The following is a 16,936-nucleotide window of genomic DNA, read 5'->3' as shown; positions in this document are numbered from 1 at the left end:
CTGGTTATGTTGATTTTTTATACTCCATAGAGTGATTTTTTTCGTTAAGGTTTATTTTGGTGGTGATAAAATAGATGTTGATTTTAAATTGTATCGGCTTTTTTACAAGAAGGAGGTCTGAATCAGAATTTACAGGATTAGAGAATTTTCTGAATAATAAGAGAAAATCAACCTAAGCACCTATCAGGTCTGTACATTAAATTCTGTTCATTCTCAAATTCTGAAAATCCTGATTCTGACAATCAAAAAAAACAATTACCCGTTTTTAAGATTTAAGCTACATTTACCATCGCAATGCAGTTAAAAAAACACGTTAGCCATACCCTCTTTTTCGCCCTTGTTTTAATAGCCGGGAACGGCTTCGCCCAAAAGGCGAGCCTCGTGAGTTCGCTCGCGCAGCAAAACCGATGGGTAGACTCTGTTTACGATAAACTGAACCGCAGGCAGCGTATTGGCCAGTTGTTTTTTGTGCGCGCCCATACCAATCGCGGGCAGGCTTATTCCGATTCGGTGGGGAAGGTGATCAAAAAAGAGCACGTTGGCGGCCTGGTGTTTTTCCAGGGCGGGCCGGGCAGGCAGGCCAATCTGGTTAACCAGTATCAGCAGATCTCGCGGATCCCCCTGCTCATTGCGATGGATGGAGAATGGGGACTGGGTATGCGACTGGATTCTACCATCTCCTACCCGTACCAGATGGCGCTTGGAGCCATACAGGACAATAACCTTATTTACAAAATGGGGCAGGCCGTAGCCTACGATTTTAAAAGACTGGGTGTGCAGATCAACTTCGCGCCCGATTTTGACGTGAATAACAACCCCAATAATCCGGTGATCAATTACCGTTCGTTTGGCGATAATAAATACAATGTAGCCCGCAAGGGCATTGCCTATGCTAAGGGGATGCAGGATGCCGGCCTCATCGCGATAGCAAAACATTTCCCCGGGCATGGCGATACCAATGTAGATTCGCACTTCGATCTGCCTTTGTTGCCCTTTACACGCGAACGGCTGGATTCCCTGGAGATGTATCCTTTTCACGAAGCCATCAACGCGGGCATCGGCGGCGTAATGATAGCCCACATGAGCATCCCCTCGCTGGATACCACCAAAAACTTGCCGTCCACCTTATCGCGACCGATCATTACCGATATATTAAAAGATTCGCTGATGTTTAAAGGGCTGGTGGTGTCTGATGCCATGGAGATGAAGGGCGTAACCAAATACTTCCCCAACGGCGAGGCCGACCTGAAAACCTTTATGGCTGGTATGGACCTGATAGAACTATCGGAGAACTCCAAGAACGCCGCCAAGCTTATCCGCAAGGAAGTGCGAAAAAAACACATCACCCCCGAAGAATTTGAGGCCAAGGTGAAGAAGATCTTAGCCGCCAAATACTGGGCCGGACTAAGCAATTACACGCCTATTGTAACCGAAAATTTGTTGCGGGACCTCAACCGCCCCGCCGCTACCGAACTGGTACAGCAACTAAGCGATGCCGCCATTACCCTGATAAAAGGCGATAGTCGTTTGCTTAAACAAGATACCACAAAGAAAACCGCTATTGTGAGTATCGGCGTAACCGGGCAAACTGTTTTTCAGCAGGAACTTTCCAAAAAATATCCAAACAGCATGTTGTTTTTGGTTGGCAAGGATACCCCCCTATCAGCCCTAAATAAAATGCTCGAATCGATAAAGCAATACGAGCAGGTGTTTGTGGGCATCCACGATACACGCCTGCGCCCTCAAAGTAAGCTGGATTACAGCAGCGATGTGAAACTGCTTATTGCCGAGTTGGCCGCTAAAAATAATTCGGTAATAAGTGTTTTTGCCAATGCCTATGCCATCGCCGGCCTGCCGGGGATAGAAAAGAGCGGTGCTATTTTAGTGGGATATCAAAAAGATGACGCGCTACAACGCGCTGCAGTAAAAGCCATAACCGGGCAAATTAAACCAACGGGTAAACTCCCTGTGAGCGTAAATACTTTCTTCCCAACCGGTACGGGGATGAACCAGTTATAGTTCCACCGCTTTTTTAAAGGTATTATCGTACTCGTTCAGTACGCGGTAGTAAGCGTTATTGCCCCATTTAAAACGTGCCGTGTTGGCTTTAAGCAAGGTTTTAATAATGTTGGCTGATAGCTGCAATTCCCGCGGGTCTACCTGTTCCAAACTTTTTGCCGAGTATTGGATAAAGGCGTTAAAATCCGCATCGGTAATGTTATACTGCTTTACAAAGTCGTTCTCGGTATTGAATTTTTTGAGTACCGGCTGCAGCTTATCTATCACATAGGCGGTAAATAATTGCTTATCGGCCAAATCTTCCAATAACTGTGTATTGCGGGTGGTATCGGCAGGTACAAAAACATCCGGCATAATACCGCCCGAGCTAAATACCTTGCGTCCGTTGGACGTATGATAGGCGGATGCCCCAACAAAAGCGCTATCGGCAAGGCTGTTGCCTGCAGATAATAATTCTCCCTTACGCACGCGGTTGGCCAGGTCGTTATGATAACTCTGGATGCCGTTTTTATATGATTTCTGTATCGACCTGCCCGATGGGGTATAGTACCTGGCTACCGTAAGGTTAATAGCGGTGCCATCCCCAAACGGAAATTGCTGCTGAACCAAACCCTTACCAAAGGAACGCCGGCCTACAATGGTGGCACGGTCGAGATCCTGTAGCGCGCCCGCCAGTATTTCACTCGCGCTGGCTGAGTATTCATCAATAATGATGTTGAGTTTCCCCTGCTCGTAACTGCCCGAATCGGTAGCAAAGTAATCTGTGCGTGGTTCGTGAGCGCCTTTGGTATAAACGATCAGTTTATCTTTCGGCAAAAATTCATCGGCCATAGCGGTAGCCGTGTTGAGGTAGCCGCCGCCATTGCCGCGCAGATCAAGCACCAGCTTTTGCATCCCGTCCAGCTTTAAATTGGTAAGAGCTTCCCTGAAATCCTTATCGGTGGTAGAAGCAAACTTGCTTATTTTAATATAACCCGTAGTGCCCGATATGAAGTAAGCATCGAGGCTGCTGAGCGTTACCCGCCCGCGTTTAATGAGGTAGTCTTTCTTTAACCCGCTGCTTTTTTCTACACTAAGGGTCACCTGCGAATCCTTCTCGCCCCTGAACGTTTTGCTGATGCGTGGTTGGGTGAGTTTAGTGCCCGAGAATGGCGCGCCATCTACCAAAAGCACCCTGTCGCCCGTGCTGAGGCCTGCCTTTGCAGCGGGGCCACCGGGGTAAACCTGCGTAACAAAAAGGGTGTCGCGCAGGATCTGGTATTCCAGGCCGATGCCGTTAAAGCCGCCGCCCAATCGTTCGTTGATGGATTGCGCCTGTTGTGCCGGCAGGTATACCGAATGCGGATCGAGGTTTTGCAGCATATCGTTTACGGTAACGCCAGCTATGCTGTCTACATCTACCGAGTCTACATAGTTTTGATTTACCAGCGCCAGTACTTTGGAGATCTTATCATCGCTGCGCGAAAAATTAAGGCCAAAGTGGCGGCCTGCAAAATTATTGTTGGTAATGATGGTGCCGATGATTATCCCGATGAGGATGAGAATGGTGGTCCGGAAAATAACGCCCGCAGTTTGTTTCATGTAGTGGTTGCCTTGCAAATTTAATCAATAAGCTTTATAGCCTATAATTTATATCATCTTCTTTAGTAATGCCTTTGTAAGATAGTGTACGTATTTATCGCTTCTACAGACTCCGCCAATCTTTCCCATCTAAACCGCCTGCCGATATTATTTTAAACCGTTGGGCCGCTATCTTCTTTGCTTTGATGTTTTTTATTCAATTTTGTTAAAATTATTTTGCCCGAAATGGAAATAACCACCGAAAAGGATTCTAAATACACAGGACTGGAGAAAATGCCGCTGTTAGAGATCCTCCAAAATATCAATAACGAAGATAAAACCGTGCCCCTGGCTGTGGAAGAAGCGCTGGAGCAGATAGAGGACCTGGCTACCATCGTAACCGAAAAAATGCGCATTGGCGGGCGCCTGTTTTACATTGGCGCAGGCACCAGCGGCAGGCTGGGCGTGGTAGATGCATCAGAATGCCCGCCAACGTTTGGCGTACCCTTCGATTGGGTGGTGGGCATTATTGCCGGCGGAGATACCGCTATTCGCCGTGCAGTTGAATTTGCCGAGGACGACCGCCAGCAAGCCTGGAAGGACCTGATGGAGTTTAACGTTAACGAGAACGATGTGGTGGTAGGGATAGCGGCATCGGGCACAACGCCCTATGTTATCGGCGGCCTGCAAAAGGCCAACGACCATAATATTGCCACTGGCTGCATAGTTTGCAATAGCGGCAGCCCTGTAGCGGCAGAAGCACAATACCCGGTAGAAGTAGTGGTAGGCCCCGAGTTTGTTACCGGCAGCACCCGGATGAAGGCGGGCACCGCGCAAAAACTGGTTTTAAACATGCTGAGCACAAGTGTGATGATCCAGCTGGGCCGTGTAAAGGGTAATAAAATGGTGGATATGCAGTTAAGCAATAACAAACTGGTAGCCCGCGGCACCCGCATGGTAATGAATGAAACCGGGCTGGATGAGAAGACCGCTGCGAAGCTTCTGAAAGAAAACGGCAGTGTAAGAAAGGCCGTGGACGTTCATTTTAAACGATAATCAACAATGAAGGCCTTGCATATTGGTGCGCTCTTGCTGTTATCTGTAAACATGGGATGTTCGCAACCCAAGGGCAAGCCAGCATCGGCAAAAACAGTAGCCGAATTTAAAGTTGGCAATCAAATGGATGAAAAGGGATTTTGGAAGATTATTGATTATTCATATAATATTGCAGGTGATGACAAGCATCAGCAAGATGAAATAATAACTAAAAAACTATCGGCTTACTCTCCGGAGCAAATAGTGGAATTTGAAGTAATACTTGAAAAGAAAGTTATAGAAGCTAACGACTTTAAGGTTATGGCTGCTGATAAAATTATTGAAGGGTTAGTTACCGACGACCCTTATCTTTATTTCAGGTTCTGGCTGATTGGTTTGGGTGAAAAAACATTTAAAGAAACGTTAAGAAATCCTGATTATTTAGCGGGCGTTGTTGAAAAAGGCGTGGAGCCGGATTTTGAAAGCTTGCTATATGTATCCACAAAAGCATATATGAATAAAACCGGGAAGAAAACGGAAGATGATACATTCCCGAGAAGTGTTGCATTTAAAAAAGGACTTAATTATGATTTGGGAGGCCCGGCTACTACAGGTAAGGAATGGAAAACGGAGGACTTGCCAACATTATATCCAAAACTTTGGGAAAAGTTTAATTGAGAAAGAGGCAAAATGCACGAGATAGAACCATATTATAAATGGCGCGATGATTACATAGCAGCGGAAGACGAGTATTCGCCTTTTTACGCTACTACGTACAACGAGTTTGAGTTTGATAAGCAGATATACAATTACCTGCTGCACCCGCAATGGGATTCGTTTGGGTCTAACACGCTGTATATGAAGGTGCTTTTTGTTGATTACGACCGGGGCTACAGCATCATCGAATTTATTGGCGAGTGGAACGATGCTATCAACAACGATATTATGCTGCTGAAGCGCGAGATCCTGGAGTTGATGATAGATCAGGGCGTTAACAAATTTGTACTGATAGGCGAGAACGTGCTCAACTTCCACCATTCCGACGATAGCTATTACGAAGAATGGTTTCAGGATGTGGAGGATGGCTGGATAGCCGGCATCAACTTCCAGGACCATGTGATCAAAGAATTTAAAAATAGCAACATCGATTACTACATCAACTTTGGCGGCCAGCTCGACGAGTTGAACTGGCGGGCGTTAAAGCCCGTGCAGCTGTTTAAAAAAGTAGAAGAACAACTCACCAAAAGATTGAATTGAGATGATGCCGCGTTTGTAACATCGGTGTAAAAACAGCGTTTAAACATTACAATATTTAAACGCTGTTACCTTTCAACAATCATTATATTCGTACAAATAATTTCTCTATAAAAAATGGAAACTAAAACTTCAAATTTTGTTTACGACAACGTTAGCCACGTAGAAAATGCCGAGGCTTCCCGTAAATTTATAGCAAACGTATTCATGTGGATGTTTGTGGCCCTTGGCGTTTCTGCCTTGTGTACTTACGCGTTCGCCTTTGTGCCCGAGCTTAGCGGTATGCTTCGCAATAATATCACAGGCAAAAATAACCTTTTAGGTACCGTAGTAATGTTCGCGCCGCTTGCTTTCGTACTCATTATCTCTTTCGGGTTTAACAAACTGAGCTATTTTGCTGCGGTGCTGTTATTCTTCGCTTTTTCGGCGGTGATGGGTATAAGCCTCAGCTACATATTTTTGATCTACTCAATCGGTACCATATCAGGCGTTTTTGTAACGTCTTCTATCGTATTTGGTGTAATGGCAGTAGGCGGCTACATCACCCATCAGGACCTTACCAAGTTCGGCTCTATCATGATCATGCTGCTTATAGGTATTATAGTAGCGAGCTTTCTTAACTTCTTTATCGGCAGCAGTGGCCTCGATCTGATCATTAGTTACGTAGGTGTAGCTGTGTTTGTTGGTTTAACCGCTTATGATGTACAAAAGCTAAAACGCATTGGCGCAGGCTTAGAGTATGGCGAAGCATCTACCAAAAAGATGGCCATTTTAGGCGCGCTTACCCTATACCTTGATTTTGTGAACCTGTTCCTGATGTTGTTACGCGTATTTGGCGGCAACCGGAGGTAATCGTATTTCATAATGATTTTTGAAAAGCCGCGTCACGCGGCTTTTCTTGTTTCGGCTAAAGCCTCATCTAATCCTCTCCAATAGAGAGGGCTTTAACTTGGTGTATTTAGAACGCTCTCCTTTGGAGAGCAATAGCCCATCAAAGACAATATTTATTAATAGTAGTTGCAGCTTCATAATAAAAGATTTAGGATTTATGGTGACACGATTATTCCCCCAAAAATGTTAACCCTTCGTTTTTTTAATTTATTGATTATTAGATAATTGAAAAATATTTATTGAAATTGTGTTAAGTTATGTTAACCCTAATCAAACCGAGAAAAGGTGGCCAATGGGCAAAAGAGCCCAAATGGAAGCGTTTTATAATGGGGCTAATAAACGGATAGGTTGGCGATCATAAAACGTTCCGATGGAACGTGATGTGACTTGCTCCTTTTCTACCCATAAAACATCCCGATGGGATGAAAAATGCAGTCGTTCCATCGGAACGTCTCATGGGTAGAAAAATAATAGCGATTTTCACGTTCCAGCGGAACGTTTTATGAATTCTGTCTAATGATAGGTTATTACTTTCCAAAGGAGAGGGCAGGGTAAGGCTCCCAAATTGCCCTATGGCAACTTCTTTTCGCCCCCGGATATTCTGTTGCACATTACAACATTAATATTCATATTTGTAATGCTTATGGAGAAAGGCGGAGGGATTAGACCCTGCGATGTCTTGGCAACCTGTGCTTACAAGGTGCTACATTCTACTTAACCGGGAGAAATCGGTTAGGAAAGATAAGCGAAAGTCAAACGAGTTACACCCTGACTTTTCGAGATAAGCTACATTTAGATTTGAGATATTAGATGTGAGATTTGAGACAGCTTCTGCTTTTTCTATACCACACTTAGTAGCCATAATTTAGATATGAGATATCAGATGTGAGATGTGAGATGTGAGGTAGCTTCCGCTCTTCCATACCACACTGGTAAGTTTTAATTTAGATATGAGAATTGGGGTTGGCTATGTTTTAGTCTCACATCTAAATTCTCATATCTCACATCTCAAACATGGATATTAGAAAAGAATTAGAAAAACGCATCCTGGTTATTGATGGCGCAATGGGCACCATGATACAGCGGTACGAACTCACCGAGGAAGATTTCCGCGGCGAACGTTTCCGCGATCATGCATCGGACTTGAAGGGCAATAACGACCTGCTGAATATTACCCGCCCGGATGTGATCAAAGCCATCCATGCCGAATATTTGGATGCCGGGGCGGATATTATCGAAACCAATACCTTCAGTACCCAAAAGATCTCTCTTGCCGATTACCACCTCGAAGAACTTGATTACGAACTAAGCTACGAAGGTGCCCGCATAGCCCGCGAAGTAGCCGATGAATATACTGCCAAAAACCCCAACAAGCCACGCTTTGTGGCTGGTGCCGTTGGTCCAACAAACCGTACCGCATCTTTATCGCCAGACGTAAACGACCCGGGGTACCGCGCCGTTACTTTTGATGATCTGGCCGACGCTTATTATGAGCAGGTGCGCGGTCTGGTTGACGGCGGTTCGGATGTGCTGTTAGTAGAAACCATCTTCGATACCCTCAATGCCAAAGCGGCGCTGTTCGCTATCGACAGGTATAAAAAAGAATGTAAAGAGGCTGGCAAAGATTATCTTGCTTTCCGCGATACCGGCGGTGTGATGATCTCCGGTACCATTACCGATGCCTCGGGCCGTACGCTTTCAGGGCAAACGGTGGAGGCTTTCTGGAATTCCATTAGTCATGCTAACCTGCTTTCGGTAGGCTTGAATTGTGCTTTGGGAGCTAAGGAAATGCGCCCGCACTTGGAGGAACTTTCCGAAAAAGCAGGGGTGTACATTTCCGCTTACCCCAACGCCGGCTTACCAAATGAATTTGGCGCTTATGACGAAACCCCGCACGAAACCGCCCACCAGGTTGATGATTTTATAAAAGCCGGGCTGGTGAATATTGTTGGTGGTTGTTGTGGTACCACGCCGGACCATATCCGGTGCATTGCCGAAAAAGCCGCGAAGCACAGTCCGCGTAAAAAGCCGGAGATAGCGCCATTTTTGCGCCTCAGCGGCCTGGAAGCTGTTACCCTTACACCCGAAACAAACTTTGTAAACATAGGCGAGCGTACCAATATCACGGGTTCACCAAAGTTCTCCAAACTCATCCTTGCCGAAGATTACGAGGCTGCCTTAACCGTTGCCCTGCAGCAGGTAGAAGGCGGCGCGCAGGTGATCGATATCAACATGGATGAGGGGATGATCGACTCGGAAGCGGTGATGGTGAAATTCCTGAACCTCGTTGCCTCTGAGCCCGATATCGCCAAACTGCCCATCATGATCGATTCCAGTAAATGGACGGTTATTGAGGCCGGCTTGAAATGCCTGCAAGGGAAGGGCATCGTAAACTCCATCTCGCTGAAAGAAGGGGAAGAAAAGTTTATCGAATACGCCCAAAAGATATTAAGCTATGGTGCTGCCACGGTAGTAATGGCATTCGATGAAACCGGCCAGGCCGATTCCTTAGAACGGCGTAAAGAGATCTGCGAACGCAGCTACCGCATCCTGGTAGATAAGGTCGGCTTCCCGCCGCAGGATATCATTTTTGACCCGAACATCCTGACCGTTGCCACCGGTTTAGAAGAACATAACAACTACGCGGTAGACTTTATTGAGGCTACCCGCTGGATAAAAAATAACCTGCCATACGCTAAAGTAAGCGGTGGCGTAAGTAATATTTCCTTTTCGTTCCGCGGTAATAACGTGGTGCGCGAGGCTATGCACTCGGCATTTCTTTATCATGCTATTGGTGCCGGTTTGGATATGGGTATTGTAAACGCCGGGATGCTGGAAGTTTACGAGCAGATCCCCAAAAACCTGTTAGAACTTGTTGAAGACGTACTGCTCAACCGCCGCGATGACGCCACCGAGCGTTTGGTGGAGTTTGCCGATACCATCAAATCGAAAGGTAAGGAGATCGTCCGTGATGAGGAATGGCGTAAGAACCCGGTAGAGCAACGCTTATCGCATGCCCTGGTAAAAGGCATTATCGAATATCTGGACGAGGACGTGGAAGAGGCCAGGCAAAAATTTGCCAAGCCACTGGAAGTAATTGAAGGTCCTCTGATGGACGGCATGAACGTAGTGGGCGACTTGTTTGGCGCCGGCAAAATGTTTCTGCCACAGGTGGTAAAATCGGCCCGTGTGATGAAGAAGGCCGTGGCTTACCTGCTGCCCTTTATCGAATTGGAAAAACAACGTGTGATTGATGCCGGTGAAGATAGCAGCGGAAGCCGCGCTAATGCAGGCAAAGTTTTAATGGCCACCGTAAAGGGCGATGTACACGATATCGGCAAAAACATTGTTGGCGTGGTACTGGCCTGTAATAACTTCGAAGTGATAGACCTTGGGGTGATGGTGCCTGCCCAGCGTATTATAGAAGAAGCTAAAAAGCATGATGTAGATATCATTGGCCTTAGCGGCTTGATCACCCCATCGCTGGATGAGATGGTACATTTTGCCAAGGAAATGGAGCGCCAGGAATTTACTATTCCGTTAATCATTGGCGGGGCAACCACATCGCGTATCCATGCGGCTGTGAAGGTTGCACCCCATTATTCGGGTGCGGCCATCCACGTGCTGGATGCATCGCGCAGCGTAACGGTTTGCAGCAGTTTGATGAACCGCGATAACCGCGATGCGTACATTAATGGCATAAAAGAGGAATACGCCAAAGCCCGTGAGGCACACGCTAATAAAAAGAACGATAAGCGCTTTATTAGCATAAAAGAAGCACGCGCCGGTAAATTTCAGATCAGCCTGGATGGCGATGTTGCGGTTAAACCAACCCTGCTCGGTACCAAAGTTTTTGAAGCTTACCCGCTGGAGGAGCTGGTGCCTTATATTGATTGGACGCCATTCTTTCACACCTGGGAACTGCGCGGCAGCTATCCAAAGATCTTTAATGATAAATACGTGGGCACCGAAGCTAAAAAGCTTTACGATGACGCGCAGGCATTGTTAAAACGCGTGGTTAATAACAAGCTACTCACCGCCAATGGTGTTATCGGTTTTTGGCCGGCAAACAGCGTTGGCGATGATATTGAGATCTATACTGACGACACGCGCACAACCTTGCTTACCCGCATCCATACGCTGCGGCAGCAGGCAGAAAAGGCGAAGAACGAGCCGTACTATGCGTTGTCGGATTTTATTGCCCCTAAGGAAAGCGGGGTGCCCGATTACTGGGGTGGCTTTGCTGTAACAACCGGCATTGGCTGCGATGAACTGGTTGCCGAATTTGAGGCCGACCACGACGATTATAACAGCATTATGGCCAAAGCCATTGCCGATCGCCTTGCAGAAGCCTTCGCAGAAAAAATGCACGAACTGGTGCGTAAAGAATACTGGGGCTATAGCAAGGGCGAGCACCTGGATACCGACGAATTGATCAAAGAAGAATACCAGGGGATCCGCCCGGCACCGGGTTATCCCGCCTGCCCGGACCATACCGAGAAAACCACTCTTTTTGAAATACTGAAAGCAGAGGATAACGCCCATATGCAACTCACCGAAAGCCTGGCCATGATGCCGGCGGCATCGGTAAGCGGGTTCTATTTCGCGCATCCGCAGGCAAGGTATTTTGGACTGGGTAAGATCAGTAAAGACCAGGTGGAGGATTACGCGATTCGTAAAAACCTTCCTTTAGAAGAGGTAGAACGTTGGTTGGGACCGAATATTAACTATTGATACGACGCTAAATAAAATAAACGCGCGTCATTGCGAGGTACGAAGCAATCTCCCGATAAGCATGTCCACTATGCAAAGTTCAGAGATTGCTTCGTACCTCGCAATGACGTGTAGAGAGAAACTAAAATGAAAATTACCGAACACATTGCCAACGCAAACGGCAAAACCTTATTCTCTTTTGAACTTATCCCGCCTTTAAAGGGCGAGAGCATCCAGGGGATTTACAACGCTATAGACCCCTTGATGGAGTTTAAGCCGCCGTTTATTGATGTCACATCGCTGCGCGAGGATTACATTTATAAACAGCACGAAACCGGCTTGCTGGAGAAACTGGCTTACCGCAAGCGCCCCGGCACCATTGCCATTTGCGCGGCTATTATGAATAAGTATAAGGTAGATACCGTTCCGCATTTGCTGTGCGGTGGTTTTACCAAAGATGAAACCGAGAACGGCCTTATCGACCTGCAATTCCTTGGCATCGAAAACGTATTGGTGCTTCGTGGTGATGCACGCAGGGGAGATGCATCCTTTATTCCCACGCCCAATGGACATTGCTACGCCACCGATCTGCTGCAACAGGTAACTAATATGAATAAGGGTATTTACCTGCACGAGAACCACGAGGGTGTCCTAAAATCCGATTTCTGCATTGGCGTTGCCGGCTATCCCGAGAAACACTTTGAAGCCCCGAACCTGAAGACCGATTTTAAATACCTAAAGCAGAAGGTTGATATGGGTGCCGGGTTCATTGTAACCCAGATGTTCTTTGATAACCAAAAGTATTTCGATTTTGTAAACAGCTGCCGCGCAAACGGTATTAACGTGCCTATCATTCCGGGCTTGAAGCCGATCACCACATCCAAGCAATTGGTGAACCTTTCTAAAACCTTCCACATCGATATCCCGGAGGGACTAAGTGACGCCATCCATGATTGCAAGGAAGAAAAGAACGTGAAAGATATTGGTATAGAATGGATGATAAACCAGTGTAAAGAGCTGATGAAATTTGGTGCGCCGGTACTGCATTTTTACACCATGGGTAACCCCGGCCCAACAAAACGGATAGCGGAAGCGATATTTTAGCCATTACGCAAATAAATCTATCAATATGCTCACGTTCCTATTTAAATTGCTCGGCATAAAGCATAATGTGATGAATAATCGCATTGTTGCTTACCTGCTAAAAAAGCAGGAAGCCAATCGGCATTTAGTGAATTATGAGCCTCATAACGAGTTGCAAAAGCAATATATCCAGTTTTTACCAGATAAGTATGCTGCCAACTTAAAGCTTTATCAAACGCAGCAAAACTTTTTTGATTATAAAGATATCAGCAAATGGACGAGCGGCTTTTACGAAAACAACGCGGGCGACCTCGCCCGTTTTTTTGGCCTGAACCTTTGTATAGACCAATTGCTGGAAGAGGGCATCACTGGTGATATTGCCGAGCTGGGTGTATTCAAAGGTAATTCCGCATTCTTGCTGGCCAAATTTGCCAGGCTCATTAATAGCCAATGTTACCTCTTTGATACCTTTGAGGGTTTTGATGACCGCGACTTTGAAGGAAACGCCGAAACGCGATTTAAACAAGACTTTTCGGGCACATCGCTTAACAGTGTAAAAGAATTGGTTGGCACCGATAATACCGTGTATGTGCAAGGTTTCTTCCCCAATTCGCTGCAGCAAATAAACGAGCTGGAAGGCTTATCATTAGTGCATATCGATTGCGACCTTGGCGCGCCGTTTAAGGCTGCGTTGGAGTACTTTTACCCGCGACTAAAAAAGGGCGGCTTCCTTATTATGCATGATTATAGCAGTTTGTTTTGGCCGAGCGCTAAGGAAGCCATCGACGAATACTTTAAAGATAAGCCCGAATTTGTGATCCCGATACCGGATAAATCGGGCAGTTGCATTATTCGCAAGGTTTAAACACGCTATTCACATTTATTAATGCAAAAAGCCGGCACTTCATTAGCACAGGCTTCTTGCATTACTTATTCAGCAGCAGCGGCAATTATATACCCGCTCTTTCCCCTTTTAATTTTGATGCGGCGAGCAATGCTTTATAGGCATTTACCACGCCGCCGGTTTTAGATAAGGTGGTGAAATCAACTTTCTCTTTTTCGCCCGGTTTAAGCACCATGGTGCCTTGTAGTGGTGTGGCCGATTCCAGTATTACTTGCTTTACCTGTTTCGCGCTAAGTGTTGGATAGTACTCCAGAACAAGCGCCGCAACGCCGGCAGTAATTGGCGAAGCAAAGCTGGTACCGTCGGCAGTATTAAACTCTGCGTCCATATCTAATGAAGTTACCTTTACGCCCGGTGCAAACACATCCACATTCTTTTTACCATAGTTGCTAAAGCTGCCGGCGAGGTTTTCATCAAGCCTTGCACCTGATGCGCCTACGCTGATCAGGTTATCGGCATCCAGGCCCGAGCCATCAGCAAACATATCGTTCGGGAATTCGGGTTTGGTATCCATATCCAGGTTATCGTTACCCGATGCCTGTATCAGCAACACATCTTTTGATGCCGCGTATTTAAAGGCAGCATCCACCCAATCCTTATGCGGCGATAATTTTTTGCCAAAGCTCATGTTGATCACCTGCGCGCCGTTATCAACCGCGTAACGTATCGCGTTAGCAATGTCTTTATCATATTCGTCGCCATTTGGCACGGCTTTAATGGCCATTATCCGCACATTATCAGCTACGCCATTAATGCCATAGCCGTTGTTGCGTACGGCGCCTATCAGGCCGGCTACGCCCGTACCATGCGATGCATCGGCGAATTTGAGAATAGCGTTCCCGTAAGGCTTGCCGTCCTGTACATCCGGGTTATCACCTACAATGCGTTTGCGGGCATCCAGGTCGGGGTTAACATCGTTGTTAAGTTTAGCAAGGTACTCGCTCAGGTCGGCTATGATCTTGGCATTGGTGGCGCCTCCGCCTTCCTGGTCAAAAACTGATTGCCAAACGTATTTGCTCTGGTTCAGCGTATCGTTGCTGGCTTTTATCCTCGCCAGGTCTTTAACGGTGAAAGATGCATCTGTTTTTAAATTCAGCGCGCGTTTGATGTAGCCGCTGGTAGCCATTAAGGCGTTCATGGCAGGCTGCAATTGCTCAATTTCTCCTTTAGATTTTTTTACGGTAGTTTCAAAAGTAAGCTTTACCTTTTCCCAGTAAGCAAATTCTTTTTCGCTGCCCTTGGGGGCGCTTACTACAGTACCATATTTGCCTTTCAGCTTATTGTATTCGCGTACTTCTTCGGTAGTTTCGGTAAAATCGCATTTGCCGCCGGGGCCGCCCAGGAAGTCCCAGCCGTGTATATCGTCTACATAGCCGTTATGGTCATCATCTATCCCATTGCCAGGGATCTCTTTGGTGTTGGTCCAAAGGACAGGTTTCAGGTCGTTTTGGGCGGTATCAATGCCGCTATCTATAGTGGCAACTACCACTTGTTTGCTTTTTTTACCGGTAACGAACAGGTAAGCTTGTTTAGCACTGATGCCGAAAAAGCCATCGGTTTTAAGGTCCATCAGGTGCCAGGCCTTTGGCGGTTCAGGCGTAGCAACAGGAGTTATCTGCGCGAAGCCGTTATAACTGAATAATACAGCGCTGCACAGAACCGCGCCCGAAAAAATTTTACCAAATTTGTGCATATAGAAAATACTGGTTTTAAAATGTTAAAGGTCGAATTTGATCCCTTGTGCTAAAGGCAACGTTTTTGAGTAGTTAATAGTATTGGTTTGGCGCCTCATGTACACTTTCCAGGCATCTGAACCAGATTCGCGACCGCCGCCGGTTTCTTTCTCTCCGCCAAACGCGCCGCCAATTTCTGCCCCGGATGTGCCGATGTTTACGTTGGCAATACCGCAATCAGAACCCGCGTAAGATAAAAATGTTTCAGCTTCGCGCAGGTTGTTGGTCATGATGGCTGATGAAAGGCCCTGCGGAACCCCGTTTTGAAGTTCAATAGCCTCTTCTATGGTTTTGTATTTGATGAGATATAATATCGGTGCAAAGGTTTCATGCTGTACAATATGGTAATGGTTCTCTACCTCGGCAATGCAGGGTTTTACGTAGCAGCCCGATGTGTAAGCGCCACCTTCCAGCTTGCCGCCTTCTACCACAAATTTACCGCCCTCGGCTTTACATTTTTCTATCGAGGCTAAGTATAAAGTAACTGCGTCCACGTCTATCAGTGGCCCCATATGATTGTTCTCATCCAGTGGGTCGCCAATTTTTATTTGCGCGTAGGCGCTTGCGAGTTTCTGTTTAAATGCCTCGTAAACGTTCTCGTGGATGATTAACCTGCGCGTACTGGTACAGCGTTGCCCGGCAGTACCTACCGCGCCAAATACCGCCCCAATAAGCGACATATCCAAGTCGGCATTCTCCGTAATAATAATGGCGTTATTGCCGCCAAGCTCCAGCAGGCTTTTGCCTAAACGCGCGCCAACTGCTGCGCTCACGGCTTTACCCATACGGGTAGAACCGGTTGCAGATACCAGCGGTACGCGGGTATCGTTAGCCATCAATTCGCCAACCTCACGGTCGCCTACAACCAGGCAGCTTACGCCTTCTTCAATATTATTTGCTTTAAAAACTGCTTGCGCAATGTGCTGGCAGGCAATGGCTGTTAATGGTGTTTTTTCGGATGGTTTCCAGATGCATACATCGCCGCAAACCCAGGCCAGCATGGCATTCCAGGCCCAAACAGCAACCGGGAAGTTAAAGGCCGATATTACGCCTATAATCCCAAGTGGGTGATACTGCTCGTACATGCGGTGCTCGGGGCGTTCGCTGTGCATGGTGAGCCCGTATAGCTGCCGGCTCAATCCCACCGCGAAATCGCAGATATCTATCATTTCCTGCACCTCGCCGTAGCCTTCCTGCAGGCTTTTGCCCATCTCGTAAGATACCAAAGCGCCCAGCTCTTTTTTGTTAGCACGCAGCTGTTCGCCTATCTGCCTTACAATTTCTCCACGCTTGGGGGCGGGTAGGGTGCGCCAGGTTTTAAAGGCTTTCGCGGCCGTCTTTACAACGTGGTCATAGTCGGCCGCGGTAGCAAATTTTACCGAGGCGATCTTTTTTCCATCGGTAGGCGAAAAAATGTCTTTTACCTCAGTATCAGCGCTGCTGCCCCAGTTGCTTCCGGTACTAAAGGCCTCATTTATGTCGTTTATATGTAAATGATTTAGGATATCAGAAATTACTAAGCTCATAATTGTTACTTTTGTCAAAGGTAAAAATCTTTAGGGCAAATTAAATCAACCCGCAGCCCACCTACTCAAATGCTTCCTATTTATTATCAGGCACTTGTATAAAAGGGTGTTGAGAATGTGTGTATGTTGAAAACTTATTTGTTTTAAAGCTGCTTATTGTTGTAATTTGAACACATGTTTTAAGCCTTGCGGGATTAAAACCTCCCAGGGGATTGTGT

General features: G+C 46.6%; 11 protein-coding genes and 1 riboswitch. Of the genes, 8 read left to right on the top strand and 3 right to left on the bottom strand.

The window, feature by feature from the left end; genetic code table 11:
* Nucleotides 1–294 precede the first annotated feature (294 nt).
* A complete protein-coding gene (locus tag ABIX36_RS02285) occupies nucleotides 295–2,019 on the top strand; it encodes a glycoside hydrolase family 3 N-terminal domain-containing protein (RefSeq protein ID WP_348080543.1) in 1,725 nt (574 codons plus the stop codon).
* Here the strand turns inward: ABIX36_RS02285 and ABIX36_RS02280 are convergent.
* The gene (locus tag ABIX36_RS02280; RefSeq protein ID WP_348080542.1) at nucleotides 2,014–3,600 is read right to left on the bottom strand and encodes a S41 family peptidase; all 1,587 of its coding nucleotides are present in this window, start codon (nucleotides 3,598–3,600) and stop codon (nucleotides 2,014–2,016) included. The genes ABIX36_RS02285 and ABIX36_RS02280 overlap by 6 nt on opposite strands.
* 225 nt (nucleotides 3,601–3,825) lie before the next feature.
* Between ABIX36_RS02280 and murQ the strand changes: the two genes are divergently transcribed.
* The 7 genes from murQ (at nucleotide 3,826) to ABIX36_RS02245 (ending at nucleotide 13,420) form a co-directional block, all read left to right on the top strand.
* The gene (gene murQ, locus ABIX36_RS02275) at nucleotides 3,826–4,635 is read left to right on the top strand and encodes an N-acetylmuramic acid 6-phosphate etherase (protein ID WP_348080541.1); all 810 of its coding nucleotides are present in this window, start codon (nucleotides 3,826–3,828) and stop codon (nucleotides 4,633–4,635) included.
* 6 nt (nucleotides 4,636–4,641) lie between these two features.
* Nucleotides 4,642–5,292 carry a DUF4240 domain-containing protein gene (locus tag ABIX36_RS02270; RefSeq protein ID WP_348080540.1) on the top strand — a complete coding sequence of 217 codons (651 nt, stop codon included), beginning with the start codon at nucleotides 4,642–4,644 and terminating at the stop codon, nucleotides 5,290–5,292.
* A gap of 12 nt (nucleotides 5,293–5,304) precedes the next feature.
* Entirely contained in the window at nucleotides 5,305–5,871 is a 567-nt protein-coding gene (locus tag ABIX36_RS02265) for a hypothetical protein (RefSeq protein ID WP_348080539.1), read from the top strand.
* A gap of 114 nt (nucleotides 5,872–5,985) precedes the next feature.
* Nucleotides 5,986–6,720 (top strand): Bax inhibitor-1/YccA family protein, encoded by a 735-nt coding sequence (locus ABIX36_RS02260; protein WP_348080538.1) that lies wholly within the window; start codon nucleotides 5,986–5,988, stop codon nucleotides 6,718–6,720.
* Nucleotides 6,721–7,397: 677 nt separating this feature from the next.
* Nucleotides 7,398–7,507, top strand: a riboswitch (SAM riboswitch).
* 266 nt (nucleotides 7,508–7,773) lie between these two features.
* On the top strand, nucleotides 7,774–11,493 hold the full coding sequence (gene metH / locus ABIX36_RS02255; protein ID WP_348080537.1) for a methionine synthase: 3,720 nt from the start codon (nucleotides 7,774–7,776) through the stop codon (nucleotides 11,491–11,493).
* A gap of 126 nt (nucleotides 11,494–11,619) precedes the next feature.
* The gene (gene metF / locus ABIX36_RS02250) at nucleotides 11,620–12,576 is read left to right on the top strand and encodes a methylenetetrahydrofolate reductase [NAD(P)H] (protein WP_348080536.1); all 957 of its coding nucleotides are present in this window, start codon (nucleotides 11,620–11,622) and stop codon (nucleotides 12,574–12,576) included.
* A gap of 25 nt (nucleotides 12,577–12,601) precedes the next feature.
* Nucleotides 12,602–13,420 carry a TylF/MycF/NovP-related O-methyltransferase gene (locus tag ABIX36_RS02245; RefSeq protein WP_348080535.1) on the top strand — a complete coding sequence of 273 codons (819 nt, stop codon included), beginning with the start codon at nucleotides 12,602–12,604 and terminating at the stop codon, nucleotides 13,418–13,420.
* An 85-nt stretch (nucleotides 13,421–13,505) separates the two neighbouring features.
* On the opposite strand, the gene ABIX36_RS02240 is transcribed toward ABIX36_RS02245, so the two are convergent.
* Entirely contained in the window at nucleotides 13,506–15,152 is a 1,647-nt protein-coding gene (locus ABIX36_RS02240) for a S8 family serine peptidase (RefSeq protein WP_348080534.1), read from the bottom strand.
* Between the two features lie 24 nt (nucleotides 15,153–15,176).
* Complete coding sequence (locus ABIX36_RS02235) at nucleotides 15,177–16,718, bottom strand: aldehyde dehydrogenase family protein (protein ID WP_348080533.1); 1,542 nt, start codon at nucleotides 16,716–16,718, stop codon at nucleotides 15,177–15,179.
* Nucleotides 16,719–16,936: the final 218 nt, after the last annotated feature.

It is taken from the genome of Mucilaginibacter sp., from assembly GCF_039925265.1.
In the GTDB taxonomy this organism is placed as follows: domain Bacteria; phylum Bacteroidota; class Bacteroidia; order Sphingobacteriales; family Sphingobacteriaceae; genus Mucilaginibacter.
The sequence above is the reverse complement of the archived record's forward strand: the minus strand, read 5'-3'. Positions and strand labels throughout refer to the sequence as shown.